18 protein-coding genes and 1 other RNA gene are annotated in these 21886 nt (G+C 45.7%); 18 read left to right on the top strand and 1 reads right to left on the bottom strand.

Annotated elements, in window-relative coordinates:
• Window positions 1-12 precede the first annotated feature (12 nt).
• The 9 genes from rnr to azoRB all read left to right on the top strand — a co-directional run bounded on the left by rnr (window position 13) and on the right by azoRB (window position 8773).
• The gene (gene rnr / locus BSU_33610; RefSeq protein NP_391241.1) at window positions 13-2352 is read left to right on the top strand and encodes a ribonuclease R; all 2340 of its coding nucleotides are present in this window, start codon (window positions 13-15) and stop codon (window positions 2350-2352) included.
• A gap of 144 nt (window positions 2353-2496) precedes the next feature.
• Window positions 2497-2967 carry a tmRNA-binding protein gene (smpB, locus tag BSU_33600; RefSeq protein NP_391240.1) on the top strand — a complete coding sequence of 157 codons (471 nt, stop codon included), beginning with the start codon at window positions 2497-2499 and terminating at the stop codon, window positions 2965-2967.
• A 176-nt stretch (window positions 2968-3143) separates the two neighbouring features.
• An RNA gene (ssrA, locus tag BSU_misc_RNA_55) (transfer-messenger RNA (tmRNA, 10Sa RNA)) lies at window positions 3144-3503 on the top strand.
• 185 nt (window positions 3504-3688) lie between these two features.
• The gene (gene yvaG / locus BSU_33590) at window positions 3689-4483 is read left to right on the top strand and encodes a putative oxidoreductase (RefSeq protein NP_391239.1); all 795 of its coding nucleotides are present in this window, start codon (window positions 3689-3691) and stop codon (window positions 4481-4483) included.
• Window positions 4484-4593: 110 nt separating this feature from the next.
• Complete coding sequence (yvaF, locus tag BSU_33580; RefSeq protein NP_391238.1) at window positions 4594-5166, top strand: putative transcriptional regulator; 573 nt, start codon at window positions 4594-4596, stop codon at window positions 5164-5166.
• Window positions 5163-5522 carry a putative metabolite-efflux transporter gene (gene yvaE / locus BSU_33570; RefSeq protein NP_391237.1) on the top strand — a complete coding sequence of 120 codons (360 nt, stop codon included), beginning with the start codon at window positions 5163-5165 and terminating at the stop codon, window positions 5520-5522. Before yvaF ends, yvaE begins: the two co-directional genes overlap by 4 nt.
• Window positions 5519-5920 carry a putative integral inner membrane protein gene (gene yvaD / locus BSU_33560; RefSeq protein NP_391236.1) on the top strand — a complete coding sequence of 134 codons (402 nt, stop codon included), beginning with the start codon at window positions 5519-5521 and terminating at the stop codon, window positions 5918-5920. The genes yvaE and yvaD overlap by 4 nt, the downstream gene beginning before the upstream one ends.
• Before the next feature lie 162 nt (window positions 5921-6082).
• Window positions 6083-7978, top strand: a complete 1896-nt coding sequence (yvaC, locus tag BSU_33550) for a putative integral inner membrane protein (protein ID NP_391235.1) — start codon at window positions 6083-6085, stop codon at window positions 7976-7978.
• Between the two features lie 159 nt (window positions 7979-8137).
• Window positions 8138-8773 (top strand): NADH:dichloroindophenol oxidoreductase (2-methylhydroquinone resistance), encoded by a 636-nt coding sequence (gene azoRB, locus BSU_33540; RefSeq protein NP_391234.1) that lies wholly within the window; start codon window positions 8138-8140, stop codon window positions 8771-8773.
• A gap of 36 nt (window positions 8774-8809) precedes the next feature.
• Here the strand turns inward: azoRB and iolW are convergent, their stop codons facing one another.
• Complete coding sequence (gene iolW / locus BSU_33530; protein NP_391233.1) at window positions 8810-9886, bottom strand: scyllo-inositol 2-dehydrogenase (NADP(+)-dependent); 1077 nt, start codon at window positions 9884-9886, stop codon at window positions 8810-8812.
• 127 nt (window positions 9887-10013) lie between these two features.
• Here iolW and csoR point away from each other — a divergent pair, with 127 nt between their 5' ends.
• The 9 genes from csoR (at window position 10014) to cysJ (ending at window position 21876) form a co-directional block, all read left to right on the top strand.
• Window positions 10014-10319 carry a repressor of copper utilisation proteins-Cu(I) gene (gene csoR / locus BSU_33520; RefSeq protein ID NP_391232.1) on the top strand — a complete coding sequence of 102 codons (306 nt, stop codon included), beginning with the start codon at window positions 10014-10016 and terminating at the stop codon, window positions 10317-10319.
• 73 nt (window positions 10320-10392) lie between these two features.
• Entirely contained in the window at window positions 10393-10602 is a 210-nt protein-coding gene (copZ, locus tag BSU_33510) for a copper insertion chaperone and transporter component (RefSeq protein ID NP_391231.1), read from the top strand.
• A gap of 83 nt (window positions 10603-10685) precedes the next feature.
• A complete protein-coding gene (gene copA / locus BSU_33500; RefSeq protein NP_391230.2) occupies window positions 10686-13094 on the top strand; it encodes a copper transporter ATPase in 2409 nt (802 codons plus the stop codon).
• A gap of 159 nt (window positions 13095-13253) precedes the next feature.
• Complete coding sequence (gene cadA / locus BSU_33490) at window positions 13254-15362, top strand: Cd(II), Zn(II) and Co(II) exporter (ATPase) (RefSeq protein NP_391229.3); 2109 nt, start codon at window positions 13254-13256, stop codon at window positions 15360-15362.
• A 119-nt stretch (window positions 15363-15481) separates the two neighbouring features.
• Entirely contained in the window at window positions 15482-16150 is a 669-nt protein-coding gene (gene bdbD / locus BSU_33480) for a thiol-disulfide oxidoreductase (RefSeq protein ID NP_391228.1), read from the top strand.
• Window positions 16151-16154: 4 nt separating this feature from the next.
• Complete coding sequence (gene bdbC, locus BSU_33470) at window positions 16155-16571, top strand: thiol-disulfide oxidoreductase (RefSeq protein ID NP_391227.1); 417 nt, start codon at window positions 16155-16157, stop codon at window positions 16569-16571.
• 186 nt (window positions 16572-16757) lie between these two features.
• The gene (gene yvgT / locus BSU_33460; protein ID NP_391226.1) at window positions 16758-17366 is read left to right on the top strand and encodes a putative integral membrane protein; all 609 of its coding nucleotides are present in this window, start codon (window positions 16758-16760) and stop codon (window positions 17364-17366) included.
• A gap of 197 nt (window positions 17367-17563) precedes the next feature.
• Window positions 17564-19888 (top strand): transcription factor, encoded by a 2325-nt coding sequence (helD, locus tag BSU_33450; protein ID NP_391225.1) that lies wholly within the window; start codon window positions 17564-17566, stop codon window positions 19886-19888.
• Between the two features lie 170 nt (window positions 19889-20058).
• Window positions 20059-21876 carry an assimilatory sulfite reductase (flavoprotein alpha-subunit) gene (gene cysJ, locus BSU_33440; RefSeq protein NP_391224.1) on the top strand — a complete coding sequence of 606 codons (1818 nt, stop codon included), beginning with the start codon at window positions 20059-20061 and terminating at the stop codon, window positions 21874-21876.
• Window positions 21877-21886 lie beyond the last annotated feature (10 nt).

Raw genomic sequence — 21886 nt, 5'->3', positions numbered from 1 at the left:
GGAGGTCGGATAATGGAAAAAGAAGCATTTATGGAAAAGCTTCTCTCGTTTATGAAGGAAGAGGCGTACAAACCTCTGACCGTTCAGGAACTTGAGGAGATGTTAAATATTACGGAAGCCGAGGAGTTTAAAGAGCTCGTCAAAGCGTTAGTCGCCTTGGAAGAAAAAGGGCTTATCGTACGGACGAGAAGCGACCGCTACGGCATTCCGGAGAAGATGAATTTAATAAAAGGAAAGATTTCAGCCCATGCGAAAGGATTCGCCTTTTTGCTGCCTGAGGATACGTCGTTAAGTGATGTGTTTATTCCGCCTAATGAGCTAAATACGGCAATGAACGGCGATATCGTCATGGTGCGTCTGAACTCACAATCAAGCGGCTCCAGGCAGGAAGGAACCGTCATACGGATTTTAGAAAGAGCGATTCAGCGGGTTGTCGGCACGTATACAGAAACGAGAAACTTCGGCTTTGTCATTCCGGACGACAAAAAAATCACGAGTGACATCTTCATTCCGAAAAATGGGAAAAATGGAGCTGCGGAAGGGCATAAGGTTGTTGTCAAGCTGACGAGCTATCCTGAAGGCCGCATGAACGCAGAGGGTGAGGTTGAAACCATTCTCGGCCACAAAAACGACCCGGGCATTGATATTTTATCGGTCATTCATAAGCACGGCCTGCCGGGAGAATTTCCAGCTGACGCGATGGAACAGGCATCAAGTACGCCTGACACGATTGATGAAAAAGATCTGAAAGACCGCCGTGATCTCCGTGACCAGGTGATTGTCACCATTGATGGTGCGGATGCGAAGGATTTGGATGATGCAGTTACCGTGACGAAGCTTGATGATGGAAGCTACAAGCTTGGCGTTCACATAGCTGATGTCAGCCATTACGTAACCGAAAACTCGCCGATTGACAAAGAAGCGCTTGAAAGAGGGACAAGTGTGTATCTGGTTGACCGTGTCATCCCGATGATTCCGCACAGATTGTCAAACGGCATCTGCTCCTTAAATCCAAAGGTTGACCGCCTGACGCTTTCTTGTGAAATGACAATTAACAGTCAGGGACAGGTGACAGAGCACGAGATCTTCCAAAGTGTCATCAAAACAACGGAAAGAATGACATATTCAGATGTGAATAAAATTCTTGTTGATGATGATGAAGAGCTGAAACAAAAATACGAGCCTCTTGTTCCGATGTTCAAAGACATGGAGCGTCTGGCTCAAATTCTGCGCGATAAGCGGATGGACCGCGGCGCCGTTGACTTTGATTTCAAAGAAGCAAAGGTGCTTGTTGATGACGAAGGAGCGGTTAAAGACGTTGTGATCAGAGAACGCTCTGTCGCCGAGAAGCTGATTGAAGAATTTATGCTTGTAGCAAACGAAACAGTTGCGGAGCATTTCCATTGGATGAATGTCCCGTTTATATACCGGATTCACGAAGAGCCGAATGCTGAAAAGCTGCAAAAGTTTTTAGAATTTGTGACGACATTTGGCTATGTGGTGAAAGGAACGGCGGGGAATATTCATCCGCGCGCGCTGCAAAGCATTCTGGACGCTGTGCGTGACAGACCAGAGGAAACGGTTATATCTACTGTTATGCTCCGTTCGATGAAACAGGCGAAATACGACCCGCAAAGCTTGGGGCACTTCGGTCTGTCAACGGAATTCTATACGCATTTCACATCACCGATCCGCCGTTACCCGGACTTAATCGTTCACCGTCTGATCCGAACGTATTTGATCAACGGCAAGGTCGATGAAGCGACACAGGAAAAGTGGGCTGAACGCCTGCCGGATATCGCCGAACATACATCATCTATGGAGCGCCGTGCAGTTGACGCCGAGCGTGAGACGGATGATCTGAAAAAAGCGGAATACATGCTTGATAAAATCGGTGAAGAGTTTGACGGCATGATCAGCTCTGTGACAAACTTCGGAATGTTCGTCGAGCTGCCGAATACAATTGAAGGACTCGTCCATGTCAGCTTTATGACAGATGACTACTACCGCTTTGACGAACAGCATTTCGCAATGATTGGCGAGCGGACAGGCAACGTCTTCCGCATCGGGGATGAAATCACAGTCAAGGTTGTCGATGTCAATAAAGATGAGCGCAATATCGACTTTGAAATTGTCGGCATGAAAGGCACTCCGCGGCGTCCGAGAGAATTGGACAGCAGCCGGAGCAGAAAACGCGGAAAGCCTGCCAGAAAACGTGTTCAAAGCACCAATACACCTGTTTCTCCAGCTCCGTCTGAGGAAAAAGGGGAGTGGTTCACTAAGCCGAAGAAGAAAAAGAAAAAACGCGGCTTCCAGAATGCTCCGAAACAGAAACGGAAAAAGAAGAAATAGCAGCTCAACCAGCAAATAGGGCCGCAGCGCTCTATTTGCTTTCTTTCGGAAACAGCTTTTCATTGTAGCGGTACGTGACATTTGGTAAAATAGAGCGTATCGCAAAAGGTGGACAGTTTTTCCTTAGAGAGAGGAGGTTCTGGCATGCCAAAAGGGTCAGGAAAAGTATTATCTCAAAATAAGAAAGCCAACCACGATTATTTTATAGAAGAAACCTATGAAACAGGCATCGTTCTGCAAGGAACCGAAATCAAATCGATTCGCGCCGGCCGCGTAAACCTTAAGGATTCCTTCGCCAAAATCGAACGGGGAGAAGTGTTTCTCCACAATATGCACGTCAGCCCATATGAGCAGGGAAACCGCTATAACCACGATCCGCTCCGGACAAGAAAGCTGTTAATGCACCGCAAGGAGATTAATAAGCTGATCGGGTTAACAAAGGAAAAAGGCTATTCTCTCGTTCCGCTGAAGCTGTATTTAAAAAACGGCTTTGCCAAAGTGCTTCTCGGCCTTGGAAAAGGGAAGAAGAACTATGACAAACGGGAAGATCTGAAGCGCAAGGACGCGAAGCGGGAAATCGAAAGAGCGTTCAGAGACAGTCAAAAAGGCTTCTAAAGGCATAGTGCTTGATTCGAAAATCAGGCCTGTGCTATACTGTGTTCACGATCAGATCACGACGCCATTCATTTGAAGGATTTGACAATTGAAAAGAGCCGTGATCATGTTATAATAAGACTATAGCCAGTTTGAGTGAGAGCTTGATATTTTCTCCCGTATTTCCCTTATACCAAGGGGACGTTACGGATTCGACAGGGATGGATCGAGCTTGAGCTGCGAGCCGAGAGGCGATCTCGTAAACACGCACTTAAATATAACTGGCAAAACTAACAGTTTTAACCAAAACGTAGCATTAGCTGCCTAATAAGCGCAGCGAGCTCTTCCTGACATTGCCTATGTGTCTGTGAAGAGCACATCCAAGTAGGCTACGCTTGCGTTCCCGTCTGAGAACGTAAGAAGAGATGAACAGACTAGCTCTCGGAAGGCCCGCCCGCAGGCAAGAAGATGAGTGAAACCATAAATATGCAGGCTACGCTCGTAGACGCTTAAGTAATCGATGTTTCTGGACGTGGGTTCGACTCCCACCGTCTCCATACATACTGACAATAAAGCAGAACCTCTTAAGAGGTTCTGCTTTATTTTTTCTCCAAACCACAGGCACCAAAAAGTGCGTACTTCCATTTCAATCCCAGCTGTTTCATACTGATTGCAGAGCAGATGTTTCACCAATCAGATTTCTGTCAATAAATAAGAGGAATCAAAAACGGAGGGATGAATAATGAAGCTGAATTTACAAGGAAAAACCGCACTGGTGACCGGTTCGACATCAGGGATCGGAAAAGCTATTGCCTCTTCGTTAGCTGAAGAAGGTGCGGCAGTGATCATTAACGGACGCCGGGAAGAGAAAGTGAATCAAACGATAGATGAACTGAAAACACAACATGCTGAAGCGGTTCTTTATCCGGCTGCATTTGATTTGGGAACAGAAGAAGGCTGCAATGAGCTGTTTCAGGCATATCCAGAGGTTGATATTTTGGTCAACAATTTAGGGATTTTTGAACCGGCGGAGTACTTTGATATTCCCGACGATGAATGGTTTCGTTTTTTTGAAGTGAATATTATGAGCGGTGTAAGGCTGACACGCAGGTATTTGCATAACATGATAGAGAAAAAAGAAGGGCGTGTGATTTTCATTGCCAGTGAAGCGGCGATTATGCCGTCACAGGAAATGGCCCATTACAGTGCGACAAAAACGATGCAGCTGTCCATTTCCCGCAGTTTGGCGGAGCTGGCAACCGGCACGAATGTCACAGTCAACACCGTCATGCCGGGCTCTACCTTAACAGAGGGTGTGGAAACCATGCTGAACTCGCTGTATCCTGGTGAAAACCTGACTGTTCAAGAAGCTGAGGCACGTTTTATGAAAGAAAACCGGCCGACATCTATTATTCAAAGACTGATCCGTCCGGAAGAAATCGCCCACTTCGTTACATTTTTAAGCAGTCCGCTTTCCTCTGCGATCAATGGCGCGGCACTTCGGGCGGACGGCGGTTTGGTCCGCAGTGTCTTTTAAACCTCTCCCAATAGGAGAGGTTTTTTTATATATTGTTGATTTCCATAAATTTCTGCCGTATAATATTGGTACCGAAATAGTTTTCTTGGTACCGAAAGCGGGGGATTAATATGGATAAAAGAATTCTGGCGGAAACCTTCCGGCTGATCAAGCAGAAAGGATTTTCATTTACGATGAATGATTTGGCGGCAGCGCTGGGAACGAGCAAGCGGACGCTCTATGCATATTATTCATCTAAAGATCAGCTTGTTGAGGCGGTTGTCGAACAATTTATAGCTGAAATGAAGCAAATAGAAAGAGACATCTATGAAAATGAAAGTTTAAATGTGCTCGAAAAGGTGAAACAAATGCTGATCAGCCTTCCGCAGGGGATGGAACTGCTGAACATGGGATTATTAAATGAACTAAAGAAATACCATTACGATGCGTGGCTTACATTAGACGCGTTTATTAAGGAAGAATGGGCGATTGTCCTAGCATTATTAAATGAGTGCAAACAGCAAAAGAGAATCAGAAACATCAATCCGGACCTGTTTGTTCACATGTATATAGGGAGCATCAATCAAGTGTATGACCCTGAATATCCGCTGAAACATCAGTTCACGACAGGAGAGGTACTTGAATCAATTGTAGATGTTTTGTTTAACGGTATAACAGCTGATGAGGAGGCTGATGCCACATGAATTGGGTGTTTCTATGCTTGGCGATTTTGTTTGAGGTTGCGGGAACTGTCAGCATGAAGCTATCGTCTGGTTTTACAAAGCTTATTCCCAGTTTGCTGTTGATTTTCTTTTATGGAGGGAGTCTTTTCTTTCTGACGCTTACGCTTAAATCCATTGATGTATCAGTTGCTTATGCTGTATGGTCAGGGATGGGAATTGTCTTGATTACAGTCGTTGGTTTTTTGTTTTTTCAAGAACATGTGAGTGTCATGAAAGTCATTTCAATTGGATTGATTATTGCCGGTGTTGTGTCTTTAAACCTGATCGAGCATGTTGCGGTGTCTGAGCCGGTACATAAAAGCGGGCAGTACAAATGAGATATATGAAGCTGTTTTTTCTCGTGACTGATATCGGTTTTATCTTGTACTGGCTGTCAGCCGGATTTTCGCTCATACCGGAAAGCTGGGCTTTTAAACATCATGACCATCCGTTTATGATCGCTTGGAACTGGTCTTTTTTTCCGCTGGATATCCTGATTTCTGTCACAGGGTTGTACAGCTTGTACCTACAGCGGGTGAATCGTGCTGACTGGAAGCTGATGGCGCTGATTTCTCTTGTGCTGACCTGTTGTTCAGGTCTGCAGGCGCTATCATTCTGGACATTCAGCAGTGACTTTGATCTTGTGTGGTGGCTGTTTAATGGGTATCTATTGATTTATCCTTTATTTTTTATTCACCTGCTCTTGAAGGAAGGCAGAAGGACAAAACAGTCCTGACAGGTGCCGCTTTTATAATAAACTGATGTAATGAAGCAGAGACGGTATAAGTCTCTGTTTTTTTATCGTGCGCACCAATTGAGAAGCTAACCGCGTTTTTGGGCATACTAAAGCGAAGAAACTGGAAAAGTTCTACACATTCATTGAAAAGGATTTTGTCAAATGAACAAAACTGCTGCGAACAATCAAAGAATCATGCCTATCGTGAAGGATGCCTTTCGCATTCATGCAAATCCATTTCCTTGGAAAAAGGCTATCGGATCAGGTTTCGCTTCAGGGTTTCCTGTGCTGGTCGGTGCATTGGCAGGTCACACGGATTACGGATTAATTGCAAGTATCGGAGGCTTTGTTTATTTATATGCGGGCGGTGAATCGTACAAAAAGCGCGCCTTGAAGCTGCTCTTGGTTTCTATTGGGATCGCCCTCTCATTTGGTTTAGGGACGCTTTTGTCCGGGATGCTTTGGATGATGGCGGCTGTTTTGGGGCTGATCGGTGCAGCGGCGATGTTTATTTTTAGCGCGCTCGGCATTCAAGGCCCTGCGCCGATGTTTTTTGTCCTTGCCTTTTTAGTCAGTTCCGGGCTGCCGGCCGATCCTTCACAAGCGCTGTTCAGAGCGGGACTGACGTTTCTCGGCGGCATTTTCGCCATGGGTATCGCTTTAATCGGCTGGTTATGGAACAAACATGGACCGGAGGGAGCGGTGCTGCAAAAAACATATCATCAGCTGGCTGCATGTCTTTCAGCCGTCGGAACGCCAGGTTTTCATAACGCACAGCATCAGACGGTGCTCATGCTTAGAACAGCCCGCCAAACGGTTCTTGGGAAAGGGAACAGACGGAAAAAATCGCGGCATGATGAACGATTTTTTCGCCTCCTTGAGAAAGCTGACGACATATTTATTGCCATTATTCATTTTTCAGCTGAAACGCCGGACAGAGAGACCGCGCAGATTGAAAAGGCACTTCGCCAAACCGGAGATATGCTTGCGAATGCACGGGTTTTCAATACGTTTCAGATTAATGAAAATGAATCTGAGCCTAGGCGGAAGCTGTTTGAAGAAATCAATGAGGTTTTGTATATCGCTTCAGGACGTTTTGATAAGCAGCTTGACGGGGAACCAAGCCGCCTGCCATCCTCTTTTTACTTTTTGAGAAATGCCTTTGACTGGAAGTCTCCAGTTTTGATTAGAGCGTTAAAGTACGGAATTGTTCTGTTTGCCGCCGATATGTTTGCCCTCGCATTCGGCTTTGCACGCTCCTATTGGATTCCGCTTTCGGCAGCAGCGGTCATGCTTGGCACTACTGTTGTTTTTACGCTTCACAGGGCTATTCAGCGTTCGGCCGGAACGGTGATCGGTGTTATACTGGCAGGCGCAATCCTGTTTTTTAAGCCGGGCGGTGTTTATATTGCGTTTTGTATTGCAGCGCTGCAATGTCTTCTTGAGATGCTGATCGTCCGCAATTATGCGCTGGCTGTTCCCTTTTTAACCGCAAATGCGCTTGTTATCACAGAAAGTATGCATGGCGGGGCGGGCGCCGGTTATTTTATGATAGCGAGGCTGACTGATGTAGCTGTCGGCAGCGTGATCGGGCTGTTGGGAACAATGCTTTTGTGGCGGCGGTTTTCAACCAAGCGGCTGCCAGAACTTGTGCGGAATGTCATCCGGCTGGAAGGGCAGTTTATGGAGAAACTGTTAACCGGGCAAATTGCCGACGAACACAAGTTAAGGGTGAGTCTTGTCAGGCTTCGGGATGCGTATGACAAGGCGCTTGGCGAGTTTCCTCACGCGAATGCGGATGCGCTCTGGCCTGCCATTTCCGGTGCTCAGCACTTAGGGTACTATTTGCTCTCGGCGCAAGCTCACCGCCGTCCGTCTGCTCCGTTTTCTGATGAAGAGATCAACCAGCTGCGGGCGTTTTTTGAACAGGCTGAGCAATCCTTTATCATGAAAAGGATGCCTGCGGATATTCAAGTGCCGCATGTCCCTCATTATCCTCGGATCAGTAAAGAATTGTCCGCGCTGTATTCCGGCTTGAGAACAGCTTTTGAAAAGTAAGCTGTTTGGGAAAGTTAAATAATCTTTAATTCGAGATGTTTTACTTGAAAGTAAATTTCTTTGTCTCTATAATAAAGTCTAAGAGAGACAGAATAATCATTATGCATCTGTATGATAATAATTGATGTGTGATTTTTAAAAACGAAAGGGCTGGTAAAAATGGCAAAAGTATTATATATCACTGCTCATCCACATGACGAAGCAACTTCGTACAGTATGGCAACAGGTAAAGCATTTATCGAATCTTACAAAGAAGCGAATCCAAATGATGAAGTTGTACATATCGATTTGTACAAAGAAAACATTCCGCACATTGACGCAGATGTATTTAGCGGATGGGGAAAGCTTCAGTCAGGTACAGGCTTTGAAGAGCTTTCTGAAAGCGAAAAAGCGAAAGTAGGCCGTTTGGGAGAGCTTAGCGATCAATTTGCATCAGCTGATAAGTACGTATTTGTTACTCCTTTATGGAACTTCTCATTCCCGCCAGTGATGAAAGCGTATCTCGATTCTGTTGCTGTTGCAGGAAAATCATTCAAATACACAGAACAAGGTCCTGTCGGCTTGTTAACTGATAAAAAAGCAATTCATATCCAAGCGCGCGGCGGCTACTATTCAGAAGGCCCTGCGGCTGAGATGGAAATGGGGCACCGCTACATCGGCATCATGATGAACTTCTTCGGCGTACCATCATTCGATGGCATTTTCGTAGAGGGACATAATGCGGAGCCTGATAAAGCACAGCAAATCAAAGAAGACGCGATTGCGCGTGCGAAAGAAGCAGGAAAAACATTCTAATGAAAAAGCCTCCCCTTATTTGGGGAGGCTTTTGTTTTAGTGCTCCAGCATAATGGTTCGTTTCTCTTTACTGCTTTCCATCGCGGCTTCAATGATGCGGATGACATTAATACCTTCCTCAGCAGTGACTGGCAGCGCAGCACCTTCTCGTATGCTTTCCGCTATTTTACGGTAATAAGTAAGGTAGGAGCCATTTACTGATGGAATCGTTTCTGTTTTTTTGTCGGAGCCACGAATGGTTGTAAGCTTTCCGTAAAACTCCGGAACATCCGCACCCCAGCTGTCATCCTCTGGTTTTCTTCCCGCTCTGAGTGCGTCTTCCTGTCCGTCAATTCCATATTTGATAAAGCTAGAATCTTTTCCATGGATTTGATAACGAGGTCCGTTTGCCGGAACGATTGATCCTCCGTATAGAATGGCTTGAAGCTTGCCATAATCCAGGGTTAAATGAAAATAGTCAACCGTTTCGGCATTTTCCCGCTGGGCCATCACGTTTGCAGTCACGGCTTTAGGCATCCCAAACAAATGCAGGGTTTGGTCTATGATGTGGGAGCCGAGATCATACAGCGTACCAGTGGCAGTGCCTTCTTTTTCCCGCCACCGCGCTTGAACTTCAGGTCTGTAGCGGTTATAGGAAACTTGATATGTATTGATATCTTCAAGGGATCCCTCAGAGATCAGCTTTTTAATCGTTAAAAAATCGTTATCCCAGCGTCGGTTATGATATACGCTTAATAATACGCCTTTTTCATCGGCAGCCCTTTTTAATGTTTCCCCCTCTTCGGCCGTTGCTGTCATTGGTTTTTCCATCACAACATGTTTTCCGGCCTGTATGCATGCCATAGTATGCTCGTAATGAAGGCCGCTCGGGGTGGTGACAATGACAAGCTCAATGGCAGGGTCATTTGTGATTTCTTCAAGCTCATGTACAACCTCAGCATCTGGAAAATCCCGTTTCACTTCTTCTGTCCGTGATGTCATGATTTTGCTGATTTGATATTCATCCAGAACATCCAGCAGCGGCCCGTGAAAAACAGAACCGGACAATCCGTATCCTAATATTCCAACCTTGATCGTATCCACTTTTCTTCTCCCCTTTAAAAGCGTTATCAACAGAAGTATATACCCTCCTGATCAAATGGTAAAACCTAACTGATTCATTTTTTGCGTCGGCATGCTTAGACAACCGTTTGGACAATCAGTATAATGGGAATTAATATCATTAAACAGAGGTGTACGCATGGAAAAGCATAACGAACATAAAACATTAAACCATAAAAGCTCGAAAGAAAAGGATCAGATTACAAACCGGCTTAAGCGGATTGAGGGCCAGGTCAGAGGCATTCAAAACATGGTGGAAAACGACAGATATTGTGTAGATATTCTTGTGCAAATTTCAGCTGTTCAGGCGGCAATGAAAAATGTGGCGCTTCATTTGCTTGAGGATCATGCCCATCATTGTGTAGCAGATGCCATCAAAAGCGGAGACGGGGAACAGGCCATTTCTGAGCTTTTGGACGTATTTAAAAAGTTCACAAAATCATAAAGCGTTTTTTATTGTAATACCCTACGGGGGTATGGTAGGATGAAAATAGAAAGAATAAACAGGAGGAATTGATATGGAACAAAAAACATTGCAAGTTGAAGGAATGTCTTGTCAGCACTGCGTCAAAGCAGTAGAAACAAGCGTAGGAGAACTGGACGGCGTCAGTGCCGTTCATGTCAATCTGGAAGCGGGTAAAGTCGATGTTTCGTTTGATGCTGACAAAGTATCAGTCAAAGATATTGCGGATGCGATAGAAGATCAGGGCTATGACGTAGCCAAGTGATTCAAGGTATCGCGCCTTTAGGGAGGCGCGATATTTCTTTCATTTTTATATACCCCCCAGGTGTATATAAAGGAGTGAGTATGTTGAGTGAACAAAAGGAAATCGCGATGCAGGTCTCTGGTATGACCTGTGCGGCATGTGCTGCCAGAATTGAAAAAGGCCTGAAGCGGATGCCCGGTGTCACGGATGCAAATGTTAATCTGGCAACGGAAACATCAAATGTAATCTACGATCCTGCTGAAACAGGGACTGCAGCGATTCAGGAAAAAATAGAGAAGCTGGGCTATCACGTCGTTACAGAAAAAGCTGAATTCGATATTGAGGGCATGACCTGTGCGGCTTGCGCCAATCGGATTGAAAAACGGCTTAACAAAATAGAAGGCGTCGCAAATGCACCAGTAAACTTCGCTTTAGAAACAGTTACGGTCGAATACAATCCAAAAGAAGCGTCTGTCAGCGATTTGAAAGAAGCGGTAGATAAGCTTGGATATAAGCTAAAGTTGAAGGGTGAACAGGACAGTGAGGCTGCTGCTAAAAAGAAAGAAGAACGGAAGCAAACGGCGAGACTGATTTTTTCAGCTGTCCTGTCATTTCCATTGCTTTGGGCGATGGTGAGCCATTTTACATTTACATCATTCATTTGGGTACCGGATATATTTCTCAATCCGTGGATGCAGTTTGCGCTGGCGACACCAGTCCAGTTTCTGATCGGCTGGCCGTTTTATGTGGGTGCGTATAAGGCGCTTAGAAATAAAAGCGCCAATATGGATGTATTGGTCGCCCTCGGTACGACGGCTGCTTACGCTTATAGTCTTTATCTAACTTTTCAAAGCATTGGCTCTCACGGGCATACAGACGGCCTTTATTATGAAACAAGCGCGATTTTGCTGACGCTGATTTTATTAGGCAAGTTGTTTGAAACAAAAGCAAAAGGCCGTTCCTCGGATGCGATTAAAAAGCTGATGAAGCTTCAAGCGAAAACAGCTACTGTTGTAAGAGACGGACAGGAGCAAATCATCCCGATCGACGAAGTGCTTGTTAATGACATTGTTTACGTCAAACCTGGCGAACGAATTCCTGTCGACGGAGAAGTGGTTGAAGGCCGTTCAGCGGTTGACGAATCGATGATTACAGGAGAAAGTCTTCCTGTTGACAAAAATCCTGGTGACAGCGTGACAGGTTCAACCGTTAACGCAAACGGCTTTCTGAAAATTAAAGCTGTCAACGTCGGAAAGGATACTGCGCTTTCTCATATCATCAAAATTGTTGAGGAAGCACAAGGGTCAAAAGCGCCGATCCAGCGTCTCGCTGACCAGATTTCAGGCATTTTTGTACCCATTGTATTGGGGATTGCGGTTCTCACTTTTCTCATTTGGTATCTTTGGGCGGCTCCTGGCGATTTTGCCGAAGCGATCAGCAAGTTCATTGCGGTTCTTGTCATTGCCTGTCCTTGCGCCCTCGGTCTTGCCACTCCGACGAGCATAATGGCTGGATCTGGACGCGCTGCTGAATTCGGGATTTTATTTAAAGGCGGCGAGCATTTAGAAAAAACACATCGTCTCGATACAATTGTTCTTGATAAAACCGGAACCGTGACAAACGGGAAGCCGCGTCTGACGGATGCCATTCCATTCGGCCGTTTTGAAGAAAAAGATTTGCTTCAATTTGCAGCGGCAGCGGAAACGGGATCAGAGCATCCGCTTGGCGAAGCGATTATTGCTGGCGTGAAAGATAAAGGGCTTGAGATACCGAAACTTACCCGCTTTGAAGCAAAAGTCGGCGCAGGCATTTTGGCTGAAGCCGGAGGAAAAAGCATTCTCGTCGGCACAAGAAAATTAATGGAGAGCGAACAGGTTGAGCATGGGGCTCTTCTCGCCCAAATGGAAGAGCTAGAGGCCGAAGGGAAAACAGTTATGCTTGTATCCATTGATGGAGAAGCAGCGGGGCTAGTAGCAGTTGCAGATACGATTAAGGATACGTCGCGGAAGGCTGTTGCCCGTCTGAAAGAGTTGGGTCTTGATGTCATCATGATGACAGGAGACAATCGCAGAACCGCAGAAGCCATCGCGAAGGAAGCGGGAATTGCGAATATCATTGCGGAAGTTCTTCCTGAACAAAAGGCGGCGGAAATCGCCCGCTTGCAAAAAGAAGGCCGCCAGACAGCAATGGTAGGCGACGGAATTAACGATGCGCCGGCGCTTGCCACAGCTGACATCGGCATGGCGATTGGAACTGGCACGGACATTGCCATGGAAACAGCAGACATTACACTTATTCGCGGCGATCTGAACAGCATTGCCGACGCAATCCGCATGAGCAGATTGACAATGAAAAACATTAAACAAAACTTATTCTGGGCGCTTGGCTATAACAGCCTCGGCATCCCAATCGCAGCACTTGGATTTTTAGCACCGTGGATAGCAGGAGCAGCAATGGCATTCAGCTCCGTTTCCGTTGTTCTGAATGCTCTTCGTCTGCAAAAAGTAAAATGAAAAACCGGCTATATGCCGGTTTTTGTTTTTCATTGACACTTTCTTGGAAAACAACATATAATAGGTGTAACTTATATATGAGTATATGCTCATATATATAAAATAAATACAATACTCATTGATACGCTTTGAAGAGGGAACCCTAAATCGGAAGGTAAGGTGAGACTAGTGAAACAGGAATATGTTCTGGACGGTTTGGATTGCAGCAATTGTGCCCGAAAAATCGAAAATGGAGTCAAAGGCATAAAAGGCATTAACGGATGCGCGGTAAATTTTGCGGCAAGCACCTTAACTGTCTCAGCCGATGGGAAAGAAGAGCAATGGGTCACGAATAAAGTAGAGAAAAAAGTGAAATCAATTGATCCGCATGTAACGGTTCGCCAAAAGCATATAAAGAAATCAGCTGATGATGGCTATCGTAATCGAATGGTCAATATGCTGATCAGAATGGCGGCGGCTGTCATTCTCGGCGCAGCGGCATATTTGGTTCAGTCGGGAACCATTGAATTTTTCCTTTTCCTCGGTGCTTATTTGATTATCGGCGGTGACATTATAATCCGCGCAGTCAAAAACATCATCCGCGGTCAGGTGTTTGATGAGCATTTCTTAATGGCTCTTGCCACAATCGGCGCTTTTCTGATTCAGCAATACCCTGAGGGGGTCGCCGTTATGCTGTTTTATCAAATCGGTGAGCTTTTTCAAGGAGCCGCGGTCAGCCGTTCCAGAAAATCAATTAGTGCGTTAATGGACATACGGCCTGATTACGCCAATCTCAAAACAAAGAACGGCATCGAACAGGTTTCGTCGGAGGACGTTCAGACAGGAGACATCATTGTGGTTAATCCGGGAGAAAGCATACCCCTGGACGGTAAGGTCGTGCAAGGGTCAGCGATGGTTGATACATCTGCTTTAACAGGTGAGTCCGTTCCGAGAAAAGCTGCGGAAGGACAAGATGTAATGTCAGGCTTTATCAATCAAAACGGCGTTCTGCATATTGAAGTCACAAAGGGCTATCAGGAATCAGCAGTATCAAAAATATTAGACTTGGTTCAGAATGCGAGCAGCCGTAAAGCCCGGACAGAAAACTTTATCACGAAGTTTGCCAAGTATTATACACCTGCTGTGGTGATCATTGCGGTATTGCTGGCCTTTGTTCCGCCGCTTGTTCTTTCTGGCGCCGCGCTTTCCGATTGGGTGTACCGCGCGCTTATCTTTTTAGTGATTTCTTGTCCTTGTGCGCTTGTTGTCTCTATTCCGCTCGGTTTCTTCGGTGGAATCGGAGCGGCCTCAAAGGCCGGAGTGCTTGTAAAGGGAAGCAATTATTTAGAAGCTTTGAATCAAGTCAAATACGCGGTGTTTGATAAAACGGGAACACTAACAAAAGGCAGCTTTGAAGTGACAGAAATCAAACCCGCGGAAGGTTTTACAAAGGATAGATTACTTGAAGCGGCGGCATACGCTGAGCTTCATTCACAGCATCCGATTGCTGAATCTGTGCGTAAAGCTTACGGGAAAATGCTTTCCTCCGATGAGATTGAGTCATACGAAGAAATCTCCGGTCACGGCATTTTTGCAAAGGTAAATGGAACTGAGATCCTTGCTGGGAATAAAAAGCTCATGGAAAGAGAACAAATTGAGGATGTCCCGGATGAAAATGCTGGAACAATCGTACACGTTGCTGTAGATCAACGCTATGCCGGAGCAATCATCATAGCGGATGAGATAAAGGAAGACGCAGCACAGGCGGTTGCTGATCTGAAGTCGCTTGGGATCAAACAGACAGCTATGCTGACGGGTGATTCGAAACAAACGGGAGAAGCCGTCGGAAAACAGCTTGGGATTGGTGAGGTATATGCAGAGCTGCTGCCGCAAGATAAAGTCGCGCAGGTCGAAGCATTAGAAGCTAAGCTTTTGCCTAGTGAAAAACTCATTTTTGTCGGTGACGGCATCAATGATACGCCGGTGCTTGCACGCGCAGATATAGGGGTTGCGATGGGAGGCCTTGGCTCAGACGCCGCGGTAGAAGCCGCAGACATCGTGCTGATGACAGATCAGCCGTCAAAAATAGCAGAAGCGATTCGGATTGCGAAACGGACACGGCGAATCGTGTGGCAAAACATCGGCTTTGCTTTAGGTGTGAAAGCGATCTTTCTCATTCTTGGTGCATTTGGAATTGCGACCATGTGGGAAGCGGTTTTCTCAGATGTCGGCGTTACACTGCTTGCTGTGGCGAACGCCATGCGCGTCATGCGTCTCAAAAACAAATAAATTGTCGGAGAGAATTCATTTTTTCGGGGTTTTCTTATCAGCGCTTGTCTTGTTAAAATAAAGAAGTGGGTCAATTGCGATCCGCTTCTTTTTTAATTTTAAAACGATGAGGTGTCGGAGTGAAAAAGAAACAGCAGTCTTCTGCGAAATTCGCGGTCATCCTTACGGTTGTGGTTGTTGTATTGCTAGCAGCCATTGTCATCATTAATAACAAAACGGAACAAGGCAATGATGCGGTGTCCGGACAGCCGTCTATCAAAGGGCAGCCTGTGCTTGGCAAGGACGATGCACCGGTAACTGTAGTAGAATTCGGAGATTACAAATGTCCGTCTTGCAAGGTGTTTAACAGTGACATCTTTCCAAAAATACAAAAAGACTTTATTGATAAGGGCGATGTGAAATTTTCTTTCGTGAACGTCATGTTCCATGGAAAAGGTTCAAGGTTAGCGGCTCTTGCATCTGAAGAAGTATGGAAGGAAGACCCTGACTCTTTCTGGGATTTCCATGAAAAGCTGTTCGAAAAACAGCCGGATACGGAACAGGAATGGGTAACCCCAGGCCTCCTTGGTGATCTTGCAAAAAGCACCACAAAGATAAAACCTGAGACGCTCAAGGAAAATCTTGATAAGGAAACATTCGCTTCTCAAGTGGAAAAGGATTCTGACCTTAATCAAAAAATGAACATACAGGCAACACCGACGATTTACGTCAATGATAAAGTGATCAAAAATTTTGCGGATTATGATGAAATCAAAGAGACAATAGAAAAAGAGCTGAAAGGGAAGTAACAATATGAAAAATAGAATCGTATTTTTATATGCTTCCTGGGTTGTGGCTCTTATCGCTATGCTGGGCAGCCTGTATTTCAGTGAAATCAGAAAGTTTATTCCATGTGAACTGTGCTGGTACCAGCGTATCCTCATGTATCCGCTCGTCCTGATTTTAGGCATCGCCACCTTTCAAGGGGACACACGAGTGAAAAAATATGTGCTCCCGATGGCGATTATTGGGGCATTCATTTCGATCATGCATTACTTAGAGCAAAAAGTGCCCGGCTTTAGCGGCATTAAGCCATGTGTCAGCGGCGTGCCGTGCTCGGGCCAATATATTAACTGGTTTGGTTTTATTACGATTCCATTCCTGGCCCTGATTGCTTTTATCCTGATTATCATTTTTATGTGCCTGCTGAAAGGCGAAAAATCTGAATAACAAAAAAAGCGCCCGCGTATGCCGGGCGCTTTTTTAATTTCGCAAACTCATGTCCATCAGCAATAGCCGTATTCCCTCTAAATTTATCTTTTTTTCTCATGAAAATGTTATTGATTTTACGCTGGAGCGATTATAAAATCTAGAGGTCGTCAGAAAATTTAACAAACATAAAAGGGAGTCATCAGAATGGCTTGGGAGCTGCTTAGTGTGATTGGCATCATTGCGTTTGCAGTCAGCGGCGCAATTGTTGCGATGGAAGAGGAATATGATATTTTAGGAGTTTATATATTAGGGATTGTCACAGCTTTTGGAGGAGGAGCGATCCGCAATTTGCTGATCGGTGTTCCGGTGTCAGCGCTATGGGAGCAGGGAGCGTACTTTCAAATCGCGCTTTTATCTATTACAATTGTGTTTCTGTTTCCGAAGCTGCTGCTGAAGCATTGGAATAAGTGGGGCAATTTATCAGATGCGATCGGCCTCGCTGCCTTTGCTATCCAAGGCGCACTGTATGCCGTCAAAATGGGCCATCCGCTTAGTGCCGTGATCGTGGCTGCGGTGCTGACGGGAAGCGGGGGCGGGATCATCCGCGACCTTCTTGCCGGGCGCAAACCGCTTGTGCTGAAAGCGGAAATCTATGCGGTATGGGCGGCGCTCGGCGGTTTAATCGTCGGCTTGGGCTGGCTGGGGAACTCGTTCGGCTTATACGTTCTGTTTTTCGTGCTCGTTGTTTGCCGGGTTTGTTCCTATATGTTTAATTGGAAGCTGCCAAACCGTTCTTTTCGCTTAGATAATTAATAGCAAAAAAACCGATTTCGAAGTGAAATCGGTTTTTTTCTGCATAATATAAATAACCCAAACCTTGATTGGTATTGGGTGAATGTGCTATTATAAATTGTATTTGCCAGTTTGCATCATATATTTAATATATGTATCCAATTATATTTTACAGTATTTCATCTATGTTTGTCAACTATTTTCTGGAGGTGCCGTTCATGAATCAGCAGGATAAGGAATGGAAGGAAGAGCAGTCGAGAATAGATGAGGTGCTGAAGGAGCTCGAAAAAAAAGAGCGGTTTCTGGAAACGTCTGCGGGCGGGTTGAAGCATGATATCATCGGATTAAGAAAAAGCTTTTGGGAGGATGTTAAGGTTAATTTTGATGATGCCCATGAAGCGATTGAAACGATGGCTAGCATTAAGCAGCAGGCAGAGCTGCTGTCTGATCGGGAACACAATCATCGGCGCATGGATCAGCAGCTCAAACGAATTCATCAATTGAAAAAATCGCCTTATTTCGGCCGGATTGATTTTATTGAAAACGGCGAGGAGCAGGCAGAGCGAATTTATATCGGTTTAGCTTCCTGTTTGGATGAGAAGGAGGAACACTTTCTGATCTATGACTGGAGGGCGCCGATATCAAGTTTGTACTACAATTATTCCCCAGGAAAAGCGGAGTACGAGGTGCCCGGTGAAACGATAGAAGGGGAAATGGTGCTGAAACGCCAGTTTATGATCAAAAACGGCACTCTCAAGGCGATGTTTAATACCGATATGACGATTGGCGATGAAATGCTGCAAGAGGTATTAAGCCATCACTCTGATACCCAAATGAAAAACATCGTGTCTACGATTCAGAAAGAACAAAATCAGATTATCCGTAATGAAAAAAGCAAGATCCTGATCGTGCAGGGAGCGGCTGGCAGCGGGAAAACATCGGCTGCGCTTCAGCGTGTCGCTTATTTGTTATACAGGCACCGCGGTGTCATTGATGCCGGACAAATCGTTTTGTTTTCACCCAACTTCTTATTTAACAGCTATGTCTCCTCTGTTTTGCCGGAGTTAGGAGAAGAGAATATGGAGCAGGCGACGTTTCAGGAATATATCGAGCATCGTCTTGGCCGCAAGTTCAAATGTGAAAGCCCCTTTGATCAGCTCGAATATTGCCTGACCGAAACAAAGGGAGGCGATTTTCCAACAAGGCTTGCAGGAATCACATGGAAGGCGGGTTTATCCTTTCAGCAATTCATTAATGAATACGTCACACGGCTTTCCTCTGAAGGGATGATTTTTAAAAATATTATATTCCGCGGACAAAAGCTGATCACAAAGGAGCAAATTCAATCCTATTTTTACTCATTGGATCAAAATCACTCCATTCCGAATCGGATGGAGCAAACCGCGAAGTGGCTGCTGAGTGAGCTTAACAAGCTTGAGAAAAAGGAACGGCGAAAGGATTGGGTTGTTCATGAAGCTGAGCTGCTTGACAAAGAGGACTACTTGGACGTGTACAAAAAACTGCAGGAAAGGAAACGGTTCAGCGAGAGTACGTTTAACGATTATCAAAGAGAGCAGCAGCTGCTTGCCGCCATCATTGTGAAAAAAGCTTTCAAACCGCTCAAACAGGCAGTCAGGCTCCTTGCATTTCTTGATGTTACACAACTTTATTTGCAATTGTTTTCTGGCTGGGGAGGAAAATTTCAACATGAGAAGATGGATGCGATAGGTGAGCTGACCCGTTCGGCATTTACGGATAATAAATTGCTCTATGAGGACGCGGCACCGTTTCTTTATATGCAGGATCTGATTGAGGGCAGAAAGAAAAATACGAAAATCAAACATCTATTTATTGACGAAGCCCAGGACTATTCACCGTTTCAGATGGCTTACATGAGAAGCATTTTTCCGGCTGCCAGCATGACAGTGCTCGGTGATATCAATCAGTCCATCTACGCGCATACCATAAACGGGGATCAGCGTATGGATGCGTGCTTTGAGGATGAGCCTGCTGAGTATGTTCGTTTAAAGAGAACATACAGATCAACAAGGCAGATTGTCGAGTTTACCAAAGCGATGCTTCAAGATGGAGCGGATATTGAGCCGTTTAATAGAAGCGGGGAAATGCCGCTCGTTGTCAAAACTGAAGGACATGAGAGCCTTTGCCAAAAGCTCGCGCAAGAAATTGGCCGGCTCAAGAAAAAAGGGCACGAAACAATAGCCGTCATCTGCAAGACTGCGCATCAATGCATACAGGCGCACGCCCACATGAGTGAATATACAGATGTTCGCCTGATTCATAAAGAAAATCAACCATTTCAAAAGGGTGTTTGCGTGATTCCGGTGTATTTAGCGAAGGGAATTGAATTTGACGCAGTGCTTGTCTATGATGCATCTGAAGAACACTATCATACAGAGCACGACCGCAGGCTTTTATATACTGCGTGCACCCGTGCGATGCACATGCTGGCGGTATTTTATACAGGTGAAGCCAGTCCGTTTGTAACCGCTGTGCCGCCTCACTTATATCAGATTGCTGAATGAAGAGAAGGGAGTCCTTCTCTTTTTTCTATTTACATGAAGCATAGCCGTTTTATCATTAGGATTCTTAATAGTTATCATCATGTAAATATATTTTACTTAAGCCTAGTATTCCGGTAAAGTTCAATTAGATGCAATTTTCGATCAGTTTATAACTTTGTGAGGTGGATACGTTGCAACTTCAGGTAATGAACAGTCCGTTTAATCAGGAGCAGGCAGAGCTCCTTAACCGCCTTCTGCCGACCTTGACCGAATCCCAGAAAATCTGGCTGAGCGGATATTTATCCGCTCAATCTGTTTCCGCCCAAGAAGCTGCGGGTACGCCGGCGGCAGCTGTGTCAGCGGAAGCACCGGCACCGGCCGTTTCAAAAGAAGTGACCGTTCTTTATGGTTCACAGACGGGAAACGCACAGGGGCTTGCAGAAAATGCCGGCAAGCAGCTTGAACAGAGCGGTTTTCAAGTGACCGTCTCATCCATGAGCGATTTTAAGCCGAATCAGCTGAAGAAGGTAACCAATCTTTTAATCGTCGTCAGTACGCATGGAGAAGGCGAGCCGCCTGATAACGCGCTGTCGTTTCATGAATTTCTGCACGGAAGACGGGCGCCTAAGCTTGAAGACCTGCGCTTTTCCGTTTTGGCGCTTGGTGACAGTTCGTACGAATTTTTCTGCCAGACAGGGAAAGAATTTGATCAACGCTTAGAAGAACTCGGCGGAAAACGGATTTCTCCGCGCGTTGATTGCGATCTTGACTATGATGAACCGGCAGCCGAATGGCTTGAGGGTGTATTGAAAGGATTAAATGAAGCTGGGGGCGGAAGCGCCGCGCCTGCGCCGGCGGCTGCGTCACAAACCGGTGAGTCTTCGTATTCCAGAACAAACCCGTTTCGGGCTGAAGTGTTAGAAAATTTAAATTTAAACGGCAGAGGATCAAATAAAGAAACACGCCATGTGGAGCTGTCTCTTGAAGGATCTGGCCTGACTTACGAGCCTGGTGACAGCCTCGGCGTCTATCCGGAAAACGATCCGGAACTTGTCGAGCTGCTCCTTAAGGAAATGAATTGGGACCCGGAAGAAATTGTGACGCTTAATAAGCAAGGTGATGTCCGACCGCTGAAAGAAGCGCTGATTTCTCACTATGAGATTACCGTTCTCACAAAACCGCTTCTTGAACAGGCAGCCCAGCTGACAGGGAACGATGAGCTTAGAGAGCTTTTAGCCCCGGGAAATGAGGAGAATGTAAAAGCCTATATTGAAGGGCGCGATTTGCTTGATCTCGTCCGTGACTATGGCCCATTTAGTGTATCTGCGCAGGAGTTTGTCTCGATTTTGCGAAAAATGCCTGCCCGCCTTTATTCGATTGCAAGCAGTTTATCCGCAAATCCGGATGAAGTGCACTTAACAATCGGCGCAGTCCGCTACGATGCGCACGGCCGTGAACGAAAAGGCGTCTGCTCGATTTTGTGCGCGGAACGACTGCAGCCGGGAGACACACTGCCGGTTTATGTACAGCACAATCAAAACTTTAAGCTTCCGAAAGACCCTGAAACACCGATTATCATGGTGGGCCCTGGGACAGGCGTCGCACCTTTCCGTTCGTTTATGCAGGAGCGTGAGGAGACGGGAGCGGAAGGAAAGGCATGGATGTTCTTTGGCGATCAGCACTTTGTCACGGATTTCCTTTACCAGACAGAGTGGCAGAATTGGCTCAAAGACGGTGTGCTGACAAAAATGGATGTGGCGTTCTCACGTGATACGGAAGAAAAAGTATATGTGCAGCACCGCATGCTTGAACATAGCGCAGAATTGTTTGAATGGCTTCAAGAAGGAGCGGCTGTTTACATTTGCGGAGATGAAAAGCACATGGCGCATGACGTCCATAACACATTGCTTGAAATTATCGAAAAAGAAGGCAATATGAGCCGCGAAGAGGCGGAGGCTTATCTTGCCGATATGCAGCAGCAAAAACGCTATCAGCGTGATGTATATTGATTTGACTTGA

It is taken from the genome of Bacillus subtilis subsp. subtilis str. 168, assembly GCF_000009045.1.
Taxonomy (GTDB): Bacteria; Bacillota; Bacilli; order Bacillales; family Bacillaceae; genus Bacillus; species Bacillus subtilis.
Note: the sequence above shows the minus strand (reverse complement) of the source record. Positions and strands in the feature narration are given on the sequence as shown.